At 72.1% G+C, this 21930-nt stretch carries 20 protein-coding genes; 9 read left to right on the top strand and 11 right to left on the bottom strand.

Annotated elements, in window-relative coordinates:
- Positions 1–29 precede the first annotated feature (29 nt).
- From BIV23_RS17320 to BIV23_RS17310, 3 genes are all read left to right on the top strand, one after another.
- Positions 30–1091: an AAA family ATPase gene (locus BIV23_RS17320; protein WP_071381764.1), complete on the top strand. Its 1062-nt coding sequence runs from the start codon at positions 30–32 to the stop codon at positions 1089–1091.
- A complete protein-coding gene (locus tag BIV23_RS17315) occupies positions 1081–4449 on the top strand; it encodes an SAV_2336 N-terminal domain-related protein (protein ID WP_071381763.1) in 3369 nt (1122 codons plus the stop codon). Before BIV23_RS17320 ends, BIV23_RS17315 begins: the two co-directional genes overlap by 11 nt.
- A 160-nt stretch (positions 4450–4609) precedes the next feature.
- Positions 4610–5647: a rod shape-determining protein gene (locus BIV23_RS17310; RefSeq protein ID WP_071381796.1), complete on the top strand. Its 1038-nt coding sequence runs from the start codon at positions 4610–4612 to the stop codon at positions 5645–5647.
- Between the two features lie 20 nt (positions 5648–5667).
- On the opposite strand, the gene BIV23_RS17305 is transcribed toward BIV23_RS17310, so the two are convergent.
- On the bottom strand, positions 5668–7077 hold the full coding sequence (locus BIV23_RS17305) for an MFS transporter (protein ID WP_071381762.1): 1410 nt from the start codon (positions 7075–7077) through the stop codon (positions 5668–5670).
- 144 nt (positions 7078–7221) lie between these two features.
- On the opposite strand from BIV23_RS17305, the gene BIV23_RS17300 reads away from it, so the two are divergent.
- The 6 genes from BIV23_RS17300 to BIV23_RS17275 all read left to right on the top strand — a co-directional run bounded on the left by BIV23_RS17300 (position 7222) and on the right by BIV23_RS17275 (position 11649).
- Entirely contained in the window at positions 7222–8154 is a 933-nt protein-coding gene (locus BIV23_RS17300; RefSeq protein ID WP_071381761.1) for a LysR family transcriptional regulator, read from the top strand.
- A gap of 543 nt (positions 8155–8697) precedes the next feature.
- Positions 8698–8835 (top strand): lasso RiPP family leader peptide-containing protein, encoded by a 138-nt coding sequence (locus BIV23_RS48610; RefSeq protein ID WP_245790555.1) that lies wholly within the window; start codon positions 8698–8700, stop codon positions 8833–8835.
- Between the two features lie 97 nt (positions 8836–8932).
- Positions 8933–9862: an asparagine synthase-related protein gene (locus BIV23_RS17295; protein ID WP_071381760.1), complete on the top strand. Its 930-nt coding sequence runs from the start codon at positions 8933–8935 to the stop codon at positions 9860–9862.
- A gap of 99 nt (positions 9863–9961) precedes the next feature.
- Positions 9962–10219: a lasso peptide biosynthesis PqqD family chaperone gene (locus BIV23_RS17285; RefSeq protein ID WP_281250157.1), complete on the top strand. Its 258-nt coding sequence runs from the start codon at positions 9962–9964 to the stop codon at positions 10217–10219.
- Positions 10216–10638, top strand: a complete 423-nt coding sequence (locus tag BIV23_RS17280) for a lasso peptide biosynthesis B2 protein (protein ID WP_071381758.1) — start codon at positions 10216–10218, stop codon at positions 10636–10638. The genes BIV23_RS17285 and BIV23_RS17280 overlap by 4 nt, the downstream gene beginning before the upstream one ends.
- 312 nt (positions 10639–10950) lie before the next feature.
- A complete protein-coding gene (locus tag BIV23_RS17275) occupies positions 10951–11649 on the top strand; it encodes an SDR family oxidoreductase (RefSeq protein ID WP_071381757.1) in 699 nt (232 codons plus the stop codon).
- 103 nt (positions 11650–11752) lie between these two features.
- On the opposite strand, the gene BIV23_RS17270 is transcribed toward BIV23_RS17275, so the two are convergent.
- The 10 genes from BIV23_RS17270 to BIV23_RS17225 all read right to left on the bottom strand — a co-directional run bounded on the left by BIV23_RS17270 (position 11753) and on the right by BIV23_RS17225 (position 21837).
- A complete protein-coding gene (locus BIV23_RS17270; RefSeq protein WP_071381756.1) occupies positions 11753–12850 on the bottom strand; it encodes an alpha-hydroxy acid oxidase in 1098 nt (365 codons plus the stop codon).
- Between the two features lie 47 nt (positions 12851–12897).
- Positions 12898–14232 (bottom strand): aminotransferase-like domain-containing protein, encoded by a 1335-nt coding sequence (locus tag BIV23_RS17265; protein ID WP_245790554.1) that lies wholly within the window; start codon positions 14230–14232, stop codon positions 12898–12900.
- A 3-nt stretch (positions 14233–14235) separates the two neighbouring features.
- Positions 14236–15144, bottom strand: a complete 909-nt coding sequence (locus tag BIV23_RS17260) for a prephenate dehydrogenase (protein WP_071381755.1) — start codon at positions 15142–15144, stop codon at positions 14236–14238.
- Entirely contained in the window at positions 15144–16061 is a 918-nt protein-coding gene (locus BIV23_RS17255) for a phytanoyl-CoA dioxygenase family protein (protein ID WP_071381754.1), read from the bottom strand. The genes BIV23_RS17260 and BIV23_RS17255 overlap by 1 nt, the downstream gene beginning before the upstream one ends.
- A 52-nt stretch (positions 16062–16113) precedes the next feature.
- On the bottom strand, positions 16114–17178 hold the full coding sequence (hppD, locus tag BIV23_RS17250; protein WP_071381753.1) for a 4-hydroxyphenylpyruvate dioxygenase: 1065 nt from the start codon (positions 17176–17178) through the stop codon (positions 16114–16116).
- 106 nt (positions 17179–17284) lie between these two features.
- Positions 17285–17791 (bottom strand): flavin reductase family protein, encoded by a 507-nt coding sequence (locus BIV23_RS17245; RefSeq protein WP_071381752.1) that lies wholly within the window; start codon positions 17789–17791, stop codon positions 17285–17287.
- 149 nt (positions 17792–17940) lie between these two features.
- Complete coding sequence (locus BIV23_RS17240) at positions 17941–18135, bottom strand: hypothetical protein (protein ID WP_071381751.1); 195 nt, start codon at positions 18133–18135, stop codon at positions 17941–17943.
- 4 nt (positions 18136–18139) lie between these two features.
- A complete protein-coding gene (locus BIV23_RS17235; protein ID WP_071381750.1) occupies positions 18140–19384 on the bottom strand; it encodes an ATP-grasp domain-containing protein in 1245 nt (414 codons plus the stop codon).
- A gap of 144 nt (positions 19385–19528) precedes the next feature.
- On the bottom strand, positions 19529–20533 hold the full coding sequence (locus BIV23_RS17230; protein WP_245790553.1) for an LLM class flavin-dependent oxidoreductase: 1005 nt from the start codon (positions 20531–20533) through the stop codon (positions 19529–19531).
- Between the two features lie 77 nt (positions 20534–20610).
- A complete protein-coding gene (locus BIV23_RS17225; RefSeq protein ID WP_177239926.1) occupies positions 20611–21837 on the bottom strand; it encodes an ATP-grasp domain-containing protein in 1227 nt (408 codons plus the stop codon).
- Positions 21838–21930: the final 93 nt, after the last annotated feature.

Raw genomic sequence — 21930 nt, 5'->3', positions numbered from 1 at the left:
CCCCCGTCCCCCACGGAGAAGAAGAACCCATGCCCCTGTGGCCCGTCTACACCGGTACGAACGAGCCGCACGACGGCATCACGAAGCTGCCCCCGCCGCCACCCTGGCGGGCCTTCGACGGCTCGCCGGTGCTCGACGCCCCGGACACGGCGGCCGACGCCTCGGCCGTGTCCCCGGACCGCCTGCACCGCGCCCGGACCTACCAGGCCACGGAGCAGACGGTCCAGTTGGTCAACGCGGCGCTGTATCTGCGCCGTCCGCTGCTGGTCACCGGCCCGCCGGGCACCGGGAAGTCCTCGCTCGTGTACGCGGTCGCCCGCGAACTGCGGCTCGGCCCGGTGCTGCGCTGGAACATCACGAGCCGCAGCACGCTGCACGACGGCCTCTACCAGTACGACCCGCTCTCCCGCCTGTACGCGGCCCGGCAGGCGGCCGACGCCACGGGCGGCGCGGACGGTACCGGCAGCACGGACGGCGCGGTCGGCACGGACGACGGGTCCGGCATCGAGCACCATCTGCGCCTCGGCCCGCTCGGCACCGCCCTGTTGCCGTACGCCCGCCCCCGCGCCCTGCTCATCGACGAGATCGACAAGAGCGACCTCGACCTGCCCAACGACCTGCTGAACGTGCTGGAGGAGGGCCAGTACGAGATCCCCGAGCTGGTGCGCGCCGCCCGGCTCGCCCCGGGCGGCGCCGCCGAGGTGATGGCCGACGGCACCGACGAGCGGGTCCCGGTCGCGCGCGGCCGGGTACGCTGCCGGGCCTTCCCCTTCGTCGTCCTCACCAGCAACGGCGAGCGCGAGTTCCCGCCCGCCTTCCTGCGCCGCTGTGTCACTCTGCATCTGCGGCAGCCGGACGACCGGCACCTCGCCGAGATCGTCCGGGCCCACCTGGGCGAACCCGACGCGTACGCGCAGAGCCTGATCGACCGCTTCCTGTCCCGGGCGGGCGCCGGCGACCTGGCCACCGACCAGCTGCTCAACGCTATCTACCTGGCCCGCTCCGCCGACCTGGACGCCGGGTCCCTGGAGCAGCTGGCCGAACAGCTGATGCCGTACCTCGGGCAGAGCGCGCAGCCCGATGTCTTCTGAGCGTCCCGGCTCCCCGGCTCCCCTGGCCCGCCTCGCCGACGTCCTCGCCGGGGCGGCCCACGGAGTCCGTCCGACGGCGCTCGAACTGGCCGAACTGCTGTGGCTGGCCCGGCACATGCGGCCCGACGCCCCCGCCTCCGATCCCGAGGTCACCACCGAACCCGAGGACACCGGCCGCGCAGCCGACCCGCCCCCGCCCCTGGCCCCGGTCGTGGCACGGCCGCCGGCCCCGTCCGAGCCTTCCCGGCCGCTTCCCGAACCCACCCGCGTCCCCCTGCACCTGCCCTCCCCCCGCGCCGCCACGGCGGCGGACCGGCGCCACACCACGCTCCTCGCCCCGGCACCCCCGATGCTGCGCCACCCGCTCGCGCTGCAACGCGCGCTGCGCCCGCTGGGCCGCCGCGTCGACGCACCCGTGGGCCACGAGCTGGCGGAGCGGGAGACCGTCGACCGCATCGCCCGGCTGGGCGCCGACCCCGAGTGGTGGCTGCCCGTGCTGCGGCCCGCGCGGGAGCGCTGGCTGCGGCTGAACCTGGTGTACGACGCCGGTCCCACCATGCCGGTCTGGCGCCCCCTGATCCGCGAACTGCACACGGTCATCGCCCAGTCGGGCCTGTTCCGCACGGTCGCCCTGTACCGCGCCGCCGCCGACGGCACCGTACGCGGCCCCGGCTCGCACGACCCCGCCGACGGCCGCGGCGTCACCCTCCTGATCAGCGACTGCATGGGCCCGCAGTGGCGCGAGGGGCCCGCCGGCACCCTCTGGTACGCCACGCTGCACCGGTGGGCGCGCCGGATGCCCCTGGCCGTCGTACAGCCGCTCCCGGAGCACCTGTGGCGGGACACGGCCCTGCCCACGACCCCCGGCCGCCTGTCGGCTCCGTACCCGGCGGCGCCCACGGCGACGCTGGCGTTCACCTCGTACGAGCGGCCGGAGTCCACCGGGGCCGACGGGATCGACGGGACCGACCGGGTCGTGCCGCTGCCCGTGCTGGAGCCGGAGCCGCGGTGGCTGGGGCACTGGGCGGGGCTGCTCACGGCGCCGGGCGGGGTGGAGTTCCCCGCCGCGGCGGCCGAGTTGGGCCGTCCGCTGCCGGCGGACACCGAGGACCGGACGGACGTCGGCCTGCTGTCCGCCGAGGAGCTGGTCCTGCGGTTTCGCGCGACGGCCTCCCCCGAGGCGTTCCGGCTGGCCGGCCATCTCGCGGTGGGGCGCCCCGATCTGCCGGTCATGCGGCTGGTGCAGGCCGCCGTCGAACCGGATCCGCGGCCCCGGCACCTGGCGGAGGTCGTCCTGAGCGGCATGCTCACCACGGTGCCGGGCGGCGCGCCCGGCAGCTACGCCTTCCGGGAGGGGGTCCGCGAGCTGCTCCTGCTCGGCCTGCCGCGCACCGCCCGCAAGCAGACCGTCGAACTCCTCGACCGGATGGGTGAGTTCATCGACCGCAGGGCGGGCCGGGCGCCGGGCGAGTTCGCGGCGTCGGTCCCGTCCGCGCACGGGGCGGGGACGGCCGTGGAGGGAGAACCGTTCGCCACGCTCAGCGAGGACAGCGTGCGACGGCTCGCCACGGACCGCACCGCGCAGGGCGTGCCGGCCGAACCCGAAGCCCCCGCCCCGGCCGGAGCCGGAGCCCGAGCCGGAGACGGGGCCGCTGTCGAAGCCGACGCCGTCGGCGACCGCTCCGGGATCCTCTTCACCGCCGACGCCCTCACCGGCCGCCCCGAAGCGCGCATCACCCTCGAAGCCACCGTGCACGACATCCTCGCGCGCGGCTCGCTCACCCCGCGCCAGTACGAGGTGGAGGTCCGCCCCGACGGCTACCTGGTGCGCGTCGAGCCCGGCGTCTTCCTGCTGCCCGTCCTGGTCGCCGTGCTGCGTGAACTCCCGTACGCCCTGGCCCGGCTGGCCGATCCGCCACGCCTGCGGGTGACCTTCGGCCGGACGCCCGCGCGGCTGCCCGAGAAAGCCGCGGACGTCCTGGTCGTCGTGGAGCCCGCGCTGTACGACGACTTCACCACCAGCTCCGCCGCCCAGGGCACCCGGCGCTTTTGGCCGCTGTACGGCGACGACGCCCCGGACAGCCCGCCGGTCGCCTGGTACTGCCCCCTCGGGGGGCCGGGGTCCCCGCGATCGGCCGAGCCCGGCGAACGCGGCCTGGTCCAGGGCCCCTTCATCGCCCGCGACCTGCGCGAGCTGGGTGTCCCCGCCCCGGGCCGCACCGCGATCGTCCACACCCGGCCCGACGGCCCGCTCCGGCTGCTCGACCCGATCCACCCGTACGGCACGCGTCCGCCGCTCCCGGAGACGTACTACTCGGTCGACCTCACCCCGCACCACGCCCGGCACACCCTGTCCCTGCCCAGCTCCGGCAAGGGCGTCTTCACGGCCACGGTCGAGCTGTCCTGGCACGTCGCCGCTCCCATCGCCTTCGTCCGCGGCGGGACCGCCGATGTCGCCGGGCTCCTGCTGGAGCATCTGCGCGACGTGGCGGCCCGCGTCACGCGCGGTCATCCGCTGCGCCGTGCGGGTGCGGCCCAGCGGGCGGTGAACGCGCAGGTGGGCGGCTGGCCGGTGCCGGGACTGGCCGTGTCGTACACCGTGCGACTGGTCCCGGAGGGCGCACCCGCACCGGCGGCGGAACCGTCGCTGCCGTCGCGGGGCCGGCTGGCGGCCCTCCTCGCCGGTGCCGGGAGTGTGCTGATCGGCTTCGACGGTCCGCTCGCCCGGCTGTTCTCGGCGCGGACGGCACGCGAGGCCGTGCTCGACCTGCTGTCGGTGGTGGCCGAACACCGTGATCCGCGGGACGCGCTGGCAGGCCGGGCGCCCGCCGTCGCGGGTGACACCGGCCGGGAGGCGTTCGTGCATCCGCTGGATCTGCTGCGCGCCTTCGCCCACGACCGGCTCGGCCCCGAGCTGCGGGCGCGCCTCGACGACCTCGAACTGCGGGCCGTTCCCGACGCGCCCGCGACCCACCTGTCCCGCGCGCTCGTCCGCGCCCTGCACGGGTCCGGTCGCCGCGTCAGCGTGGTGACGGACGTGGGCACGCAGGCCGTCCACCGCTGTCTGACGCCCGCCCGCCTGCCCCTCGCGGGCGTCCACGGCCGCCGGGACGACCTGGGCCTGCTGATGCCCGACCCCGACTGCCTGCTGCGCGCCCTGGGCGCCCCCGGCGCGCCGGCCCGTACCGGCGTCCTGATCAGCTCGTCGGTCGCCGAACTCACCGCCGCCCAGCAGCTCGGCCTCCCCTTCGTCGGGTACGCCCCCACCGCCACCGGGCGGCGGCACCTGCGCGAGGGAGGCAGCGAGATCACCCTGTCGTCGCTGGAACCCCTGCTGGAGGCCGCCCGCGCCCTGTGATCCAGCGGACACACCGGAGCGGCCGCAAAATACCCCCGTTCAGCGGCACCCCGCCCGGCCGCCCCCAGGGGGCGCCCGCTCCCGCCCCCGCGCAGGATGCAGTGTGTGGGGCCCGCCGTCCGGCCGGGCGCACCAGAGCCCGCGCACCGGGAGGATCGTCGTGACCGTCAGTCTGGAGCAGTTGCGCCGCTGCCACTTCGCCGTCGACCTGGGCGCGGCCCGCACCCGCATCTATGTGAAGGGGGCCGGTCTCCTCGTGGACCAGCCCTCCGCCGCCGCCGTGAACACCCGCACCGGCGCGCTCATAGCCGTCGGCGAGTTCGCGGAGCAGATGATGGGGCGGACGCCGGACTACATCCGGGTCGTCCGGCCGATCGCCGGGGGCACGGTGGTGGACATCGAGATGGCCCAGCGCATGCTGCGCCAGCTTCTCGGCGACAAGACGCGCCGCGCCCTGCGCCGCAACCTGCGGCTGCGCGCGGCGGCCTGCACCCCGCACGACGCGGATCCGCTGGCCCAGCGGGCGACCACCGAGACACTGGTCGGGCTGGGCGCGCGCAAGGTCGAGCTGGTGGACACGCTCATCGCCGCCGCCATCGGCTGCGGACTGCCCGTCGAGCGCCCCGAGGCCACCATGATCATGGTGTGCGGGGCGGCGGCCACCCAGGTGGCCGTCCTCTCGCTCGGTTCCATCGTGACCGCCGAGCGGATCCCGGTGGGCGGCGAGGCGGTGGACCACGCGATCGTGCAGCACCTGCGGCACGAGCACGAGCTGATACTGCCCAGCCAGTCCGTACGACCGCTGCAACTGGCGCTGTCCGGCAACGGGCTGACCGCACAGGGGCCCGCGCAGACCGAGATCCACGGGCGGGACGTGGCCACCGGGCTCGCCCGCAGCGTCCGGGTCGACACCGCCGCCGTACGGGAGGCGATCCAGACCCCGCTCACCGGTGTCCTGGACGGCATCGGCAAGGTGCTGCGCGCCTGCCCGCCCGACCTGGTGGCCGACCTCGCCGACCGCGGGATCACGATGGTCGGCGGTTCGGCGCTGCTGCCGGGCTTCGACGAGATGCTGCGCGAGGCCACCGGGATGCCGGTGCACATCGCCGAGCGGCCCGACATCTGCGCGGCCCAGGGGCTCGGCGAGATGCTGGAGGGCCGGATCGAACCGCTGGTCCTGAACCCGCTGGCCGCCTGAACCGCGCCACGGATCCTCGGTCACCGATCGCCGGTCCCGGCCAGCAGCAGCACCGCGAGCACCCCGACCCCCGCCAGCAGATACCCGGCCCCGGTGAGGCCGCCCAGCGTGCCCAGCACCGCGACGCCCAGGGCGGATCCGGCCTGCCGGATCCCGTTCAGCGCGCCCTGGCTCGTCGCCGCGTACTCCGGCGGCGCCGCGACGGCCACCGCGGCGGCGGCACCCGGGATGGACAACGTGCCGGCCGCGGCGAGCGCCAGCTCGGCGGCGACGATCAGCGCCAGCGGCGGATGGTGTCCGGCCGCGCAGGCCAGCAGCGCGCCGGCGACGACCGTGGCGGACATGCCGGTCAGCAGCACGGGACGGGGGCCGTAGCGGGCCACGAGCCGCCCGGTGAAGAACGGCATCACGCACACCGGGAACGCCATGGGCAGCGCGGCCAGTCCGGCCCGCAGCGGGGTCAGGTCGTAGGTGTGCTGGAGCCACACCGCGAGCAGGTACATCCCGCCGAAGTAGGCGAAGCACGAGACCGCGGCGGCGACCATCGCGGCCCGCACCCGCGCCAGGGCGAGCAGCGCGGGCGGCAGCACCGGGGCGGCGGCCCGGCGTTCCACGACGACGACGGCGCCGAAGCAGACGAGCGCGGCGGCGAGCGGCAGCAGGGCGCGCGGCGCGCCCCAGCCCTCGATCCCGGCCTCGACCAGCCCGAAGGTGAGCAGCCCGAGCCCGGCGGTGGACAGCAGCAGACCCGTCCGGTCCAGGGCGCGCGCGGCCCCGACCGGCGGCGCGGGCAGCCGGCGGGCGAGGAGCAGCGCGGCGAGGGCGAGGGGCGGGTTGACGAGGAACACCAGCCGCCAGCCGCCGAGTTCGACCAGGCCGCCGCCGAGCACGGGGCCGGCCGCGGCGCCGAGTCCGCTGAGCGCGGCCCAGGCGCCGATGGCGCGGGTACGGCGGCCGGGGTCGGGATACAGGTGGATGAGCAGCGCCAGGGAGGCGGGCACCAGCCCGGCCCCCGCGGCCCCGAGCAGCGCGCGCCCGGCGATCAGGCTGCCCGCGCCGGGCGCGAGCGCGCACGCCACGGACAGCGCGGCGAACAGCCCGAGTGCCGCGGCGTAGACCCGCCGGGCGCCCCAGCGGTCGGCGAAGACTCCGCCGGCCAGCAACAGCCCGGCGAAGACGACGGTGTAGGCGTCCACGGTCCACGGCAGTGCGGCGGCGCCCGGCCGCAGCGAGCTCTGGATGTCGGGTACGGCGACGTTGAGGATCGAGGTGTCCAGCAGGACGAGCAGGTTCCCGGTGGCGATCCCGGCGAAGGCGAGCCGGGCGGCGCGGCGGGGGGCGGTGGCGGCCGGTGCGCAGGGCGCGGACGGCGCGGCTGATCCGGATGCGGAGGGCCCGGCTGATCTGGAGAGGGGTTCGGCTGTGGTCATGCGGGCAGCGTGCCCCCGCGCGGGCCGATCCCGTGACACCGCAAGTCCGATAGCCCCATCGGAAAGTGCGATGGCAACACCCTGGGGGCGCGGAGACGCGAACCGACGGTCACCCCACGGCGTCCCACGACTACCCTTTTCTGCGTGGACTCCCGCTACCTCCGCGCCTTCGTCGCCGTCGCCGAGCACGGCGGCATCTCCGCCGCCGCCCAGGCCCTGGGCTACGCCCAGTCGAGCGTGAGCGCCCAACTCAAGCGGTTGGAAGCCGACTTGGGCGTGAGCGTACTGGTGCGGGCGGGCACGGGCACGGTGCTCACCGAGGCCGGCGGGCGACTGCTGCCGTACGCGCGCGAGGCGCTGGAGCTGGAGGAGCGGATGCGCCGCACGGCCCGCGGCGACCGGCCCCGGCTCCGGATCGGCACGCAGGAGTCGCTGGCCCACGTGTGGCTGCCCGAGGTGCTGGCCGCGCTGGAGTACGGCGCGGGCGGCGCGGACACCGGCCCGGACGCGGGCGCGGACGTCGTGCTGACGGTGGCGTCGCGCAGCACTCTGGAACGGGCCTTCGGCGCGGGCGAGTTGGACCTCGTCTTCGAGTACGACAACGGCCTCCGCTCGGTCCGCCCGCACGCGGTCGTGGGGCACGACCGTACGTTCCTGGTGGCGTCGCCGAGCCATCCGCTGGCCCGGCAGGAGACGGTGACGCCGGAGCAGCTGCTGGCCCACGAGTTCCTGGTGGCCGAACCCGGCTGCACCTCGGAGATGCTGGTGGACCGCTTCGGCGCCGACCTGCTGGCGGGCGCTCAACAGACCCTGCTCCAGGGCTCGGTGGCGGCCCTGCTGCGCCTTCTCGGCCATGGGCACGGCATCACCCTGCTGCCCGAGCTGACGGTCGCCCGGGAGCTGCGGGAGGGCGAACTGGTCGCGCTGCCGCTGACCGAACCGCTCCGCCCGGTCAGCATCGTCGCCCAGTGGCACCCCCGGCTGGGCGCGGCCGAGCACACCGTGCGCACCCTGCTCGACCTGGCCCGCCGCGCGGACCCCCTGCCCGAGGTGACCCGGACGGCCCGCGCGTCCTGAGCGGCCGCCCGGCCGCGGGTGTCAGTACGGCAGGATCCGCCCGGACGGGGTCCTGCGGTCGATCTCCTGCTCGCGGCGCGGGGCGGCAGGACGCCGGCTGACACGTACCCGGATACGACTGTCCATGACGCCTCCTCGGTCCGTACGACTCGGCAGTGGATGCCGGTAGGAGGTGCGTGCCCATGACACCGGCGCTTCAAGCCTGAACCGGCCAACTCGTCGCCCGGCCGCGAGCCCTGCCCGAGTCGTCCTCGACCGCCGCTCGAGCAGGCCGGGATCGCGGTACGCGGCGAACGCCCCGAACGCCTGGGGAGACTCATGCGCCTGCCAGTCCCGAAGATCGACGGCGCCCCGGTCATCTTCTGTCGCCTTCTTCGTTCAGTGAGCCGGTGGCGCACCTCCCGGCGTGCGCTGTCGCATGTCGAACCGCTTTCCCCCCTGCAGGTGGATTAGCTCGGTGCTGCCGGCTGCGGGTCACTCAGGTCTGCCTAACTGGCTTGCGGGAGGCGGGAGTTCGCCTCCTCGCGACCGGAGGTGATCGCCGTGCAGGAGACGCTGCAGAGCATGGAGACCGAGGACGTCTACGAGCCGCCGCTGCTGGCCGAGGTCGGGCGGTACGCCGAGCTGACCCAGGGCGAATTCGGGGACTGGCCCGACTTCCCTGTCGGCCTTTGGCTCTGATGAGCCCCACGGGTGCCGGTCCTGGCCGCAAGGGCCTGGGCCGGTACCCGGTGCCGAGCCGCCACGCTGTCACTCGTCCCCCACCCTGGAGATGTCGATGGGCGCCCCGCCGGCCCGCTGGTTCGTTGTCCTTCCCGACCGGGACCTGGCACCCGGTCTCCTCGACGGTCTGCGGGACACCGCCCGCCCGGCCGTGGTCCGGGTCGTGCCGCATGCTTCCGGCCGTCCGTGGCTGGTCGGCTGCTGGCCGGACGAGGAGCTGACCGCCTGCGCCATCGGTGACGTACGCCTGGCGGTCGCCGGGACGTGTTCCCTCGAGCCCGCAGAACTGACCGCGCGGGCCCGGCAGATCAGCGACACCGCGCACATCGAACCGGTGCTTTCGGGTGCCCACGGCTGCTTCCACGTCCTCGCGTCCGTCGCGGGGCACACGTACGTGCGGGGCAGCTTCTCCGGGCAGCGGCGGCTGTACCGGGCCGAGGCCGGTGGCGTCACGGTCTGCGCCGACCAGGCCCGCGTCCTCGCCCGGCTGACCGCGGCCGAGCTGGACACCGCGCAACTGGCGCTGCGGCTCACCGGTGACACCGTTCCGCATCCGCTCGCCTGGGGTGCGTTGTGGCGTGGCGTGGACGCCGTACTGCCCGGCACTGCTCTGGAGCTGGCGCCCGGCGGCGAGGTGCGCACCCGGCGCTGGTGGCGGCCGCCGGCGGCAGAACTGCCCCTGGGTGAGGCCGCGGCCGGGCTGCGTGCGGCACTGGAGCGGGCGGTCGCGTTGCGGGTCCGGCCGGACGAGGTGGTCGGCGCGGACCTGTCCGGCGGAATGGACTCGACCTCGCTGTGCACGGCCTGGTGCCCGAGACCATCCTGCGCCGCACCACCAAGGACCACTTCGGGTACGAATGGCAGGACGGCCTGCGCCGCAACCGGCGCGCTCTCGCAGCCTGGGCCGAGGACTCCCGCCTGGTGGCCGCCGGACTGGCCGATGAGGACGCACTGCGCCGAGCCCTGCTCTCGCCCCAGCTGCTGACCGGCGGGATCGCGGAGTTCGAGACCACGCTGGGAGTGGAGGCGTGGCTGCGCGGCCTGGAACACCAGCACACCCCGGGCGGCACGAGGGAGATGAACAGTGCACCGACTACGCGCTGACGTCACCGCCTGCGCCACAGGCGACGGCATGGTCCTGCTCGACGAACGCGCCGGGCACTACTGGCAGTTGAACGGCACCGGCACCCTCGTCGTGACGGCACTGCTGGACGGCGCCACGCCCGAGCAGGTCGCCGAACGGCTCGCCGCCACCCGCCCGGTCACCCCGGAGCGCGCCGCCGCCGACGTCACGGCACTGATCGCACACCTGGTGAAGGAGAGGCTGGTGACCGACTCGTGAGCCAGATCCTGGACACCGACGGCACCCGGCTCACCGCCCACGCCGCCGTCGCCGCCGCCCGGCACCTCGCCCACCTGCCACCGGGCCGGATCCGTGCCGTACTGGGCCTGGCCCGGCGAGGAGCCAGACCCGCCCGCTATGGCGAGGCCCTGCGGGCACGGCGGGACGTGACAGCCGTCAGCACGCTGTGCGCCGGCCGCTACTGCCTCCCACGCTCCCTGGCCACCGCCCTGCTGTGCCGCATGCGAGGCCACTGGCCCACCTGGTGCAGCGGCGTACGCACCTCACCGTTCGGGGCACACGCCTGGGTGGAGGCCGAGGGCAGACCCGTCGGCGAACCCGACGACACCGCCACCTACCGGCCGATGGTCACCGTTCCGGATGCACGGGCCAACTCGTCGCCGGGCCACGGCAAATGAAGTCGTCACCGAGCAGACCCAGCCGATGGGCGCTGAGAACGGTACTGGCGCGGTCTCGTGAGCGTGGCCCGGGCCCTGTGCGCCGCGTTGGGCCCAACTCGGCCGCCGACGGCTCCGGTTCGCCACTTCGTACGGCATCGTGGCTGGTCAGCGATGGTGTGCCGGCTCGGCGGGAAGCTCTCTGGGTATAGTGAAGGCGTTTCGGAGAACGGGCGGTGGCCCGGAGTCGGTCGGCCTCACGCGCAACCGCGCGCTCATCGACGCCCGCGACCCTGGCGGACCCCCGATGACCACATCACTGAGGAGTCCGGCATGGAACCCGTCACGCTGATCACTGGTGGCTCGACCGGAATCGGCGCCGCCACCGCCCGCGCCCTGCTCAAGCAGGGCCAGCGCGTGGCCGTCACCGGACGTGACGCGGACAAGCTGGCCGCCTTCGCCGCTTCGGCCGGAGCGGGCGGGCGACTGCTGACGATCACCGGCGACACCAGCGACGAGCACGATGTCGCCTCCGCCGTGCGCGACGTGGTGGACGCGTGGGGCCGGCTGGACAACGTCATCGCCAACGCCGGTTTCTCGCTGCCCGGCAACCTGGAGAGCCACGCCCCCGAGGACATGCGCGCCATGGTCCTCACCAATGTCCTGGGCCCGGCCCTGCTCGTGCGGGAGACCCTGCCGCACCTCAGGGAGTCCAAGGGCCGGATCGTGATCATCGGTTCGGTCGCCGGGGTGCGCAACACGCCCGGCAACCTGTACTCGGTCACCAAGTGGGCCGCGCACGCGCTGGCCGAGAACACCCGACTGCTGGTCGGCAAGGACGGGGTCGGCGTGACCGTCGTCGCCCCCGGGGTGGTGGACACCCCGTTCTGGGACAAGCGCGGCGGCACCCCCGAGGCGGCGCCGTCGATGACCGCCGAGCAGATCGCGGACACGATCGTCTTCGCCGTCAACCAGCCCGCGGGCGTGGACATCAACCACATCACCATGCGGCCCGCCGGGCAGCTCGGCTGACGCCGCGCTCCCGACGACCATACGAAAAGGCGCCCTCGGCCCCCGCCGCGTATCACGCGGTGCGGGCCGAGGGCGCCTTCGGTGTCCGGTTCGACGCGCGGCGTCAGGCGGAGAGGTGGGCACACCCGGGAAGGACCACCCCGGACCGCTCGAAGGCGGCCACGGTGGGCGCCCCCATCAGGGCCATGACCTCCTCGAACTCGCCCATGAGCAGCCGCAGGACGTCCGCGACGCCCTCCGCTCCGGAGTGGGCGAGCCCCCACAGGGCCGGGCGTCCGACCATCACCGCGTCCGCCCCCAGGCATAGGGCCTTGGCGATGTCGGCGCCGTGCCGGACCCCGCCGTCGAGGACGACGGCGCACCGCCCGGCGACGGTGTCCACGATCTCGGCGAGGGCATCGGGGGCGCTGCGGGAGAAGTCCAACTGACGGCCGCCGTGGTTGGAGACGACCAGCCCCGATACGCCGTGCCTGACGGCCAGTTCGGCGTCCTCCCCGGTGAGCACGCCCTTCAGCACCACGGGCAGGGAGGTCACTTCGCGCAGCCAGGCGAGGTCCTCCCAGGTGATCGAGGCGTCGAACTGCTCCTTGGAGTGCCGGGCGATGGCCGACTCCCCGTCCCGGCCGCCGTGCGAGGCGGCCATCACGTCGTGCGCCACATTGACCGCCCGGATGCCCGGGGGCACCGCGAACCCGTTGGCGGCGTCCCGGGGACGGAACGCCACCCTGGGCGCGTCGACGGTGAGGACCAGCGCGCGGAAACCGGTGGCCTCGGCCCGGTGGATCAGGTCCACCAGGAGGTCGCGGCGCTTGAGCCAGTACAGCTGCAGCCACAGCGGGCCGGTGGCCGCGGCGGCGATGTCCTCCAGCGTCCGGCTCGCGAACATGCTGACCGTGAGCAGGGCGCCGGCCTCACCCGCGGCTCGAGCCGTCGCCACCTCGCCTTCCGGGTGGGCGAGTTGGTGGTACGCCATGGGGGCGATGCCCAAGGGGGCGGCGAGGTCCGCCCCGAGCAGCTCGGTGCGGGGGTCGCAGTGGGAGACGTCGACGAGACAGCGCGGCCGCAGCCGGATCCGGTCCAGGGCCTCCCGTCCCGCCGCCAGCATCGACTCGGTGCCGCTGCCACCCGCGAAGAAGTCCCACACCGGTCCCGGCAGCCGTTCCTTGGCCGCTGCCTCGTAGGCGTGCAGCGCCAGCACCACATCTTCTCCGTTCGCCGTACTGGTCAGGGGGTTCGGGACACCGGCCGTCAGGCGGCGGTGCCGGTGCTCTGCGCGGTGATGAAGGCGGCCAGCCTGGCCATGCCCTCGGTGATGGACTCCGGGCTCTGCGCGCTGCACGACAGGCGCAGTTGGTGGGTGCCTCCGCCGTCCAGGTGGAAGTCACTCATCGGCGTCCAGAGCACGCCGTAGGTGCGCGCGGACAGCTCCAGGGCCTTGTGGTCGGCGGCGAAGGGCACGGTGACGACGGCGAAGAAGCCGCCGTCCGGACGGTTCCAGGAGATGCCGAGCTCGGCCCGGCGTTCCGCGGGGAAGTGCCGCTCCAGCTCGTCGAGGAGCGTGTCCATGTTCGTGCGGTAGTACGCGATGGCCCCGGCGTTCGCCTCGCGCAGTCGGCAGTCGCTCTCGATGAGCAGTCCGCCGATGACGGCCTGGCTGACGGCCGAGGTGTTGACGGTCGTCATGCTCTTGATCTTGGACAGCTCGTCGGCGAGCAGTGAGCGCCGGCCGCCCGGGCCGATGACCTCCTGGTCGGCGATGACGTAGCCCACCCGGGCCCCGGGCAGCGCCGTCTTGGCGAAGGAGCCCAGGTGCACCACGCGGCGGCCCGTGTCGAGGGCCTTGAGCGTGGGGCGGGCCGAGCCGGTCCGTACGAAGAACCCGTAGGGGTCGTCCTCCAGGACGAGCAGGTCCTCCTCCTCGGCAACGCGCAGCAGGCGCTCGCGGTCCGGGAGGCTCATGCTGGTGCCGGACGGGTTGGCGAAGTCCGGGACGACGTAGAAGGCCCGGACGCGTTCGCCGGCTTCCCTGGCGGCCCGCACGGCCGCCGACACGGCCTCCGGGTCGGGACCGGCGGGGCCCTCGGGCACGGGCCGCACCCGGATGCCCAGGAGCCGGGCCACGCCGGTGATGCCCACGTAGCACGGTGAGCTGACCAGCAACGTGTCCTCGGGAGCGGCGAAGAGCGCCCGCAGGATGAGGAGCATGGCCTCCTGGCAGCCGGTCGTCACCACGACGGCTTCCGGGGGTACCTCGATCCCCTCGTCGTTGGCGACCGTCCGGGCGATCAGCTCGTGGATGATCCCGTTGGTGCGGCCGTACTGGAACAGCTGGGTGCGCACCTGATCGCGCGACCAGCCCAGAGTCTCTTCCAGGTGGCTGGTGTACGTGTGCAGGTGGCGCGCGAGGTCCTCGGGCTCGAAGTCGCCCTCGGTGGGCCGACCGGGCGCGAAGGAGATGGCCTGCGGAAACCGGCCGACGACCTCGTTGAGGAAGTTCATGGCGTCGAGGACCGGGTCGCTGAGCGACCCGTGCAGTTCGTCGAGCGCCAGGGCGTGCGGGGACGGCAGGGCGGCTTGTGTCACCGCTCAGACTCCTCTCGGCGCGGCCGCGTAAGCCGTGCTCAGGGTGGTGGCCGGGGCGCGTGCGGGGATCCGGGCCCGGCCCTGTATGCCGCGGACCAGGGCCGTGGTGAGCCGATCCGTATGGACGCGCCGCTGCTCCGGCTCGTGGGCGGTGCCCAGGCCCTGCAGGGCGTCGACCACCTGGTGCAGGTCCTGCGCGAATCCGGCGAGGACGTCGGCGACGGCCACGGCGTTGGAGCCGAGGATGTCGGTCCACAGGTCGGCGCTGCCCGCGGCGAGCCGGGTGATGTCCTGCAGTCCCTGTCCGGCGAGCCCCAGCTGGGACGGGTCGCCGTGCAGTAACTGCCCCGCGAGCAGGCTCGACACCAGGTGCGGGACGTGCGAGGTGAGCGCCACCGCTCGGTCGTGCTCGGCATGGGCCATGACGACCGGCCGGGCGCGACACAACTCGGCCAGGCGCTGCGCGCGTTCGACGGTCTGCGCCCGGGTGTGCACGGAGGGAGTGAGCACCCAGGGCCGTCCGTGGAACAGGTCGTCCCGGGCGGCGAGCGGTCCGGACTGCTCCCGGCCGCCCATGGGGTGTCCGCCGACGAAGCGGGTCAGGTCGCAGCCTGCCTGGTCCGCTTCCCGCTGGGGCAGTTCCTTGATGCTCGCGGCGTCGGTGAAGTCGTGGGCGAGCCCCTGTAGTTGGTGTTCCTTCAGCGCCGCCGCGACGTGCCGCGGTGGTACCGCGATGACGGCCAGGTCGACCGGACCACGAGGTGTTCCTGCGATTCCGGCCCCGAGGTCCGCGGCGGTGCGCGCCGCTTCCGGGTTCACGTCGATCAGGTAGGTGGTCACGCCCCGGCCCCGAAGGGCCAGGGCGATCGAGGTACCGATCAGGCCGGTTCCGACCACTGCGGCACTTCGCATCAGTGGTCGCTCCACAGGAGCGGGAGATACTCAGGGTCGCTGTAGTCGGGCGTGCCCTCGGCGGTGCGCCGTACGAGCACGTCGTGGTTGTAGTTGACCTGGGTACCGTCCGAGCGGAAGAAGTCGCGGTAGCGGTTCTCGCCGTCCTGCAGGTGGAAGGAGATGGCGCGGCGCGGGCGGTCGCTGACGTTGGCACCGCTGCCGTGGTAGGTGCGGCAGTGGTGGAAGTTGACGTGGCCCTTGGGGATGAAGACCGGGATCTTGTTGACCTCGACCCCGTTGAAGGCCGCGTTGTCCTCCAGCATCTGGTCGAGCTCGGAGCGGTCGCGCTCGGCGAAGTGCAGGGAGGTGGCGTCGTTGTCGGCCGTCTCCTTCCACAGGTGGCTGCCGTCGACCATCGTGATGGTGCCCATCTCCTCACCGCAGTCGTGGAAGGGGATGAACGCGGTCAGCATCCGCTCGGAAGTGGAGGTGGACCAGTAGTGGCGGTCGAAGTGCCAGGGAACGATGTTCGACTGCTCCTGCGCCACCGGGGGCTTGTAGATGAGCGTCGACTGGAACACCCGGATCTGCTCGGCCTCGGCCAGGCGCGCGGCGACGGCGCCCAGCAGCGGCTTGCGCAGGATGCGGCCTATGGTGTCGTCCTCGTAGTGGATGTAGTCGTTGTGCCGCTGGACGTCGCCCTTCTCCGGCTCCCAGTACGCCAGCTTGGGCGGGCGTACCGGCAGGGTGCGGTCGCGGTGGCCGGCGTAGAAGCGCTCGCTGGCGGCCTCCAGCTGCTCGACCTCCTCGTCGGTGAACAGCTTCTTCGACAGGTACCAGCCGTGCTCGGCGTAGAAGGCGACGTCCTCGTCGGTCGGGAGCAGCGCGCGCTCCTCGTCGGTGAGGGTGAAGGTCTGGGCGTCCTGGATGGTCATGGTCTTCCTTACAGGTGCGTGGTTCGGTGCGGAGACGGCGCGCGGAGCCGGGTCAGGAGGCGGCCTTCTCGCGGGCGACCGCCTCGTAGAGCGCCTTGATGTTGCCGCTGCCGAAGGTCCGGGCGCCGTGCCGGTCGATGACCTCCCAGAAGTACGTCTTCCGTACGTGCTGGGACTGGGTGAAGATCTGGAACACCTGGCCCCAGTGGTCCTCGTCGATCAGGACGTTGGTCCGGCGCAGGTCCTCGACCTGGAGGTTCGGGCGCTCGAAACGCTCCTGGAGCTGTTCGTAGTACGAGCCCGGTGTCTGCAGGAAGTTGACGCCCCGCTTCTCCAGGGTCTGCACGGTGCCCACGATGTCGTCGCAGAGCAACGCCACGTGCTGCACACCGGCGCCGCCGTGGCGGGCCAGGAAGGTGTCGATCTGGCCGGGCTGACGGTCGGTTACCGGCTCGATCAGAGTGAAGGTCACCTTGCCGGACGGGCTCTGGACGACCTTGGAGTCCATGGCCTGGGTACCGACCTCGATGAACTCCTCGAAGATCTGCGAGAAGCCGAAGACCTTCTCGTAGAACGCGACCGTGGGGCGCAGCTGGCCGGCGGGCAGGCAGATCGCCGCGTGGTCCACGGTGCTGAGCAGTTCCTCGCCCGCCTCGGGGTCGGCGGCGATGATGTCCATCACGCCGGGCAGGAACTGCTCGCGGTCGCCGGTGCGCTGGACGAACCGGTGGGCGACGTCGCCGAAGCCCAGGACCGCGGCAGTGACCACCTCGGTGCCGTCCTTGCTGTGGACGGTGGGCTGCTCGACGGCGGTGGCGCCCCGCTCGACGGCCAGCTCGAAGGCCTTGGCGGCGTCGGCGACCTCGAAGGCGATGTTGGCGACGCCGTCGCCGTGCTGCATCACATAGGACGCGGCCGGGTGGGTGGGGTTGAGAGCGGAGGTGAGGACGACCTCGATGCCGCCCTGGCGCAGCAGCAGCGAGCGGTGGTCGGCCTGTCCGGTCTCGGGACCGGCTTGGCCGCAGATACGGAAGCCGAAAGCGGTGCAGAGGTAGAACGCGGACTGCTGGGCATCTCCGACGTAGAACTCGATGTGGTCTACGGCCCCGATATCCATGTAAAACCCTTCTGCTTCTATGGTCGACAGGAGAAAGTCGAGAGGTCGAGATGTCGGTGGAGGGTGACTGCCGGGCGAATCAGGGGATTCGCGTACGGACAACGCACTAGGCAGTGGAGAACTCGTTCAGTGGCGACCAGACGCCGTAGTCGCCCCGCCGGTAGAGAAGTGGCTCGCGGGGGAAGGTCTCAGCGCCTTCCACCCGGCCTATGAAAAGCCAATGGTCACTCACCTCGATCGCGTTTTCAACCCGGCATTCCGCAATTCCGAGTGCGATTTCGGTGAGCAGTGGTGCGCCTCCGGCAACGGCCGAGGGGCGCCATTCGACATGTGCGAACTTGTCCGTGGCCTTGCTCGCGAACACCTGCGAGGCGTCACGCCCGGACGAGGAGAGGAAGTTCACCGCGAACGCCTGCGACGACATGATCGCCGGCAGTGTGCGGGACCCCTTGCCGACGGAGACCAGCAGCGTCGACGTCGCTGCCGACACCGAGCAGACGGCGTTGCTGGTGAAGCCGTACGGCTCACCCGCTCCGTCCGTTGCCGTGACGATGGCGATCGGGGTCGGGAACGAGCCAAAGAGTTCGCTGAAGCGTACAGAACCGACGTCCATCAAGTTCCCCCGCGGAGCAGCTCGTGAATGTTTTCTGGCAGGCCGAAGCAACCGACGGCCCGTGATGGTGTGTTGTGACCGTCGCCGCTTCTCGGCGGCGGTCGGTCGGCGGTCGCGCGCACGGGAGTCTCCCCCCGTGCGCGCGGCGGTCATTGCGCGATCGCACCCGCGAGGGTCTCCTCCCGTGCGGCAATCGCACGGCCGAAGGCCCGTATCGTCAGCGGCAGCATGAGCGCGCCGAACGCGGTGAGCGCCACGGCCGGTACCAGGACGAGTTGTTGCGGTCCCAGACCGGATCCGGAGCCGGCCAGCATGAGCATGGCGGACTCGGGGGCCTGGAACACCCCCTCACTGCGGCACCGGAGCGGTTTCGATCCGGAACCTGGCGATGATCTCCCGGATGTCCTCCTCCACGGCCGACTCGTCGCCGGTGAGGATGAACCGCCCGCTGTGCACCGCGTCGTAGCTGCCGCCGGGCTCCATCACCTCACCCGGGGTCGGCACCAACTCCCGCCAGACCGTGGTGAAGTGGTCCCGCATGGAGGTCACCGAGACGACCTCGGCCGGCAGTCCGGCGGGCTTCGGGATGATCAGCCAGCCGCCGGACGGGTCGCCCGTCTGCGGCGGGACCGTCGCCCCGCCCTCGCACAGCGCGTCCAGCCAGAGCTCGAAGAGGTTGACCCCGAAGAGCTTGTCCGTGAGGTACGGCACCTCGGCCCCGCCGATGCGGCCCGCGATCTCCAGAAAGACCAGGTCTCCTTCTGCGGTGACGAAGAGTTCGAGGTGGAACGGCATGGAGGCCATGTTCAGAGCCGAGACGCACCTCCGTGCGAATTCCTCCACCCGGCTCCGCAGCGGGGAGGCTTGAACAACGACCGAACCGAGTGGCTGCCCGGCCGCCTCGAAGGACAGGCAGTCATTGATGTAGCGGGACACCGCCATGAACGGGATCTGCGAGTCCTCGCCGACAAACCCGTCCACGTGGTAGATCGGCCCGTCGATGTACTCCTCGAGTTCGTAGTCACCGGTGTCGATCTGATCCAGCAGCGTCGTGAGCGTGGCTTCATCCTCGACGCGGTGCACCCCCCTGCTCCCCGCGCCGGACACCGGCTTGAGTATCAGTGGGAACCCGGTCGCCCGCGCGAAGTCCACCGCGGACTCAGCGCTGCCACAGGAAGCGAACCGAGGCGTGCGGATACCGGCCTTCGCCACGGCTTCCTTCATCCGCAGCTTGTTCCGGTAGAGCGCCACGTCCTCGGGTCGCGGACCGGCGATGCCGAGTGCTGCGCGAACTTCGGCCGCGATACCGATCGTGGCCTCCGACACAGCGATGAGCCGGTCGACCGGGCCGACCCGGTCCGTGATCTTCTGAACCGCTCCGCACAGTGCCTCGAAGTCGTTGAGGTCTTCGACCTCGACCAGGTCGGCGATCCGCTCGGGATCGGCAAGGACTCCGGTGGCGCCGACCGCGTCGACCACGTAACTGACCTGGTGCCGCTCATGGTCGATGAGCTCCTCGAAGCGGCCCATCGAGAAGTCCCAGCGCGGCCCCTCCTGGAACCTCGGCCACCGGTTGATGACGACAATGTGCATGGTTACTCCTCCGTAGCTGTTCACGTACCTCGAACGAGCGAACGGCCCAGGTCGGAGCGTGATCGCTGCTGGGGTATTCGTGTACTGATCGCACGGCCACCGGATACGGTCCGGGCAGCGCGCGTAGGTGGTCGCCCTGCTCGCTCAGGACGCCTCTGCTGCCTCAAGGCGACGAATCAGGGGAGCGACATGAGTGAAGAAGTTCCTCATCTCGTCGCGGGTCGGCCAGCCGGAGAAGATGAACTCGCTGATGCCCGCGGCCTTGTAGCTGTGGAGGTAGCCGGCGACCTCCTCGTGGCTGCCGACCACGCACAGCGCCGGGCCGCCGCGGTAGGCCACGGCACCGGTCCAGATGTAGGGCGAGAGCCACTCGTCCTTGGCCGTCTCCGCCAGCCGGAACGAGGACTTGACCGCCTCGGAGTCGGTGCTGTTCACCACCTGGCGGACCCACTCCTTGTGCTCCTCGTCCGGATCGCGCACGAGCTTGGCGAGCTCCGCCACAGCCTCCTCGCGGGTGGGACGGGACAGCACGTGCATACGGGTGCCCACGCGGCGGCCCGCGTCGAGGAGCGGCTTGGTGGCCGCGGCCATGGCCTCGGGGGTGTCGCCGTAGCGCAGCCAGCAGTCGCCGGAGGCGATCGTCGTCTGCTGGGCGACGGCGGAGTTACCGCTGATGTAGATCTCCGGACGGCCACCGTTCTTGTGGCCGAGGCCGAGCGAGGCGTCCTTGACGGTGTAGTGCCGGCCGTCGTAGCTCAGCGGTGACTCGCCCTCCCAGAGGCCGCGGACGACCTCGAGGAACTCGTTGCACCGGGCGTAGCGCTCGTCGTGGCCGAGGAAGTCGCCGTATCCGGCCTGCTCCGCCGGGGAGATGCCGGCGACGATGTTGAGGGAGATCCGTCCGTCGGTCATCCAGGACAGCGTGTTGACGACCTGCGCGAACAGGGGCGGCGTCATCAGGCCGGGCCGGTAGGCCAGTATGAACTTGACGCGGTCCGTGACCTGCGACAGCGCACCGAGCACCGGCAGCGGGTCGGGAAGGTTCTTGGATATGCCGAACAGCAGGCTGTCGACGCCGAGTTCCTCGGCCTCCTGGACGAAGTCCTTGACCTCGCCCATGTCGAGCTTGCCGAAGTTGTATGCATCCATAGGCCGCGCCTGTCCCGTGTCGGGCGGCGAGCACCAGTGGAGGCGCAGGGGATTCATCTTCGATCCTTCCTTCCGTGTCAGGTGGTGACCACGCGTACGCGGTTACCGATCTCGGACCAGCGGTCGTGCGCCTCTTCCGGGGACTCCGCGGTGAAGACGACGGCCGCGACCCGGCAGCTGTAGTCCGCCTCATCGGTCTTGATGGGGGCGTCCCGTTCAATGAGGACGTGGCCCCCCACCACCCACGGCTCAGCCATCAGCTCGTCCCAGCCTTCGAGCCGCGCGTACGAACCTGCTCCGGCCGCGGTCAAGAAACGAATTCCAGCCGCCTTGGCGACCGGCGCGCCATACGCCGCCGCGCTCTGGGGATCCGCGCCGGTGATGTCCGCGAGAACCTTTCCGGGCAGCCTGAGGCCGGTGACCATCTCCATGAGCTCGGTGAGCTTGCCGCCGGGCAGGCGTGCGGCCACCTCGATGAGAACGGGGCGCCCCTCGCTGAGGCGCAGTTCGCAGTGGAACGGCCCCGTCGTGATCCCCACCGCCTTGACGACATCCGCGGCGTACGACGCCAGTTCGTGGCGGACAGCCTCGTCGAGCGGCGCGGGCGTGAGATGCCCCAGCTCCAGGAACCGCGGCTCGGGACCGAGCAGCTTCCGCGTCACCGCCACAACGGTGACCTCGCCGTTGCTGGCATAGCCGTCGGCGCTGTACTCCGTTCCCGCCACGTACTGTTCGACCATCGCGTCGGTGGTCAGCGCCCGGTCGAACTCAAGTCCCTCCTCGGCGTGAATCGCAGACAACGCCCTGCGTGCTTCGTCGAGGGAGTCGACGCGCGACACATGAACGCTCCCGCCGGAATCGACCGGCTTGATGACTGCGGGGAAGCCCACGTAAGCACAAGCTGCATCAAGTTCCGCCAGCTCACGGACCACAGTGAACCTCGGTACGTCCAGGCCGGCCGCAGCCACCGCCTCGCGCATCCTCGCCTTGTGCCGGACCTGGTCGACGGCCGTGCCGGCGAGACCGGGCAGTCCCAGCCGGGCGGACAGCCGGGCGGCTGCCGGTACGTAATATTCGCCGCCGGCGACAACAGCATGAATGGCGTTCCGCTGGTGGGACTGGACGACGGCAGCTTCCAGTACATCGCCGGAGTTGGTGTCCGTCGTGATCATCTCTGTCGCGGCAGATCGCACGGATTCGGCGACCCTTCGCCCTTCGGCCTCATAGGAAGCCACCACGACGTCCCAATTGAGAGAGCGGGCATGAGTGATATAGGCGTTCGCGGAGAATGCGGGTTGTACCACCAGGACACGATAAGGCACAGAGTTTCCTCGAATTCTAGCTGTGAGCTCGGCCATGGTTCACGTGACGAGAAATCAGACCTCAGCACATTGAGG

The sequence above is a fragment of the Streptomyces monashensis genome (genome assembly GCF_001866665.1).
Lineage (GTDB): Bacteria > Actinomycetota > Actinomycetes > Streptomycetales > Streptomycetaceae > Streptomyces > Streptomyces monashensis.
Note: the sequence above shows the minus strand (reverse complement) of the source record. Positions and strands in the feature narration are given on the sequence as shown.

Bases quoted from the DNA above. Each gene is read 5' to 3' on its own strand.
- BIV23_RS17320 (WP_071381764.1), top strand. From the start codon at position 30: ATGCCCCTGTGGCCCGTCTACACCGGTACGAACGAGCCGCACGACGGC.
- BIV23_RS17315 (WP_071381763.1), top strand. From the start codon at position 1,081: ATGTCTTCTGAGCGTCCCGGCTCCCCGGCTCCCCTGGCCCGCCTCGCC.
- BIV23_RS17305 (WP_071381762.1), bottom strand. From the start codon at position 7,077: ATGACCACAGCCGAACCCCTCTCCAGATCAGCCGGGCCCTCCGCATCC.
- BIV23_RS17295 (WP_071381760.1), top strand. From the start codon at position 8,933: ATGGGCGCCCCGCCGGCCCGCTGGTTCGTTGTCCTTCCCGACCGGGAC.
- BIV23_RS17275 (WP_071381757.1), top strand. From the start codon at position 10,951: ATGGAACCCGTCACGCTGATCACTGGTGGCTCGACCGGAATCGGCGCC.
- BIV23_RS17260 (WP_071381755.1), bottom strand. From the start codon at position 15,144: ATGCGAAGTGCCGCAGTGGTCGGAACCGGCCTGATCGGTACCTCGATC.
- BIV23_RS17255 (WP_071381754.1), bottom strand. From the start codon at position 16,061: ATGACCATCCAGGACGCCCAGACCTTCACCCTCACCGACGAGGAGCGC.
- hppD (WP_071381753.1), bottom strand. From the start codon at position 17,178: ATGGATATCGGGGCCGTAGACCACATCGAGTTCTACGTCGGAGATGCC.
- BIV23_RS17245 (WP_071381752.1), bottom strand. From the start codon at position 17,791: ATGGACGTCGGTTCTGTACGCTTCAGCGAACTCTTTGGCTCGTTCCCG.
- BIV23_RS17235 (WP_071381750.1), bottom strand. From the start codon at position 19,384: ATGCACATTGTCGTCATCAACCGGTGGCCGAGGTTCCAGGAGGGGCCG.
- BIV23_RS17230 (WP_245790553.1), bottom strand. From the start codon at position 20,533: ATGGATGCATACAACTTCGGCAAGCTCGACATGGGCGAGGTCAAGGAC.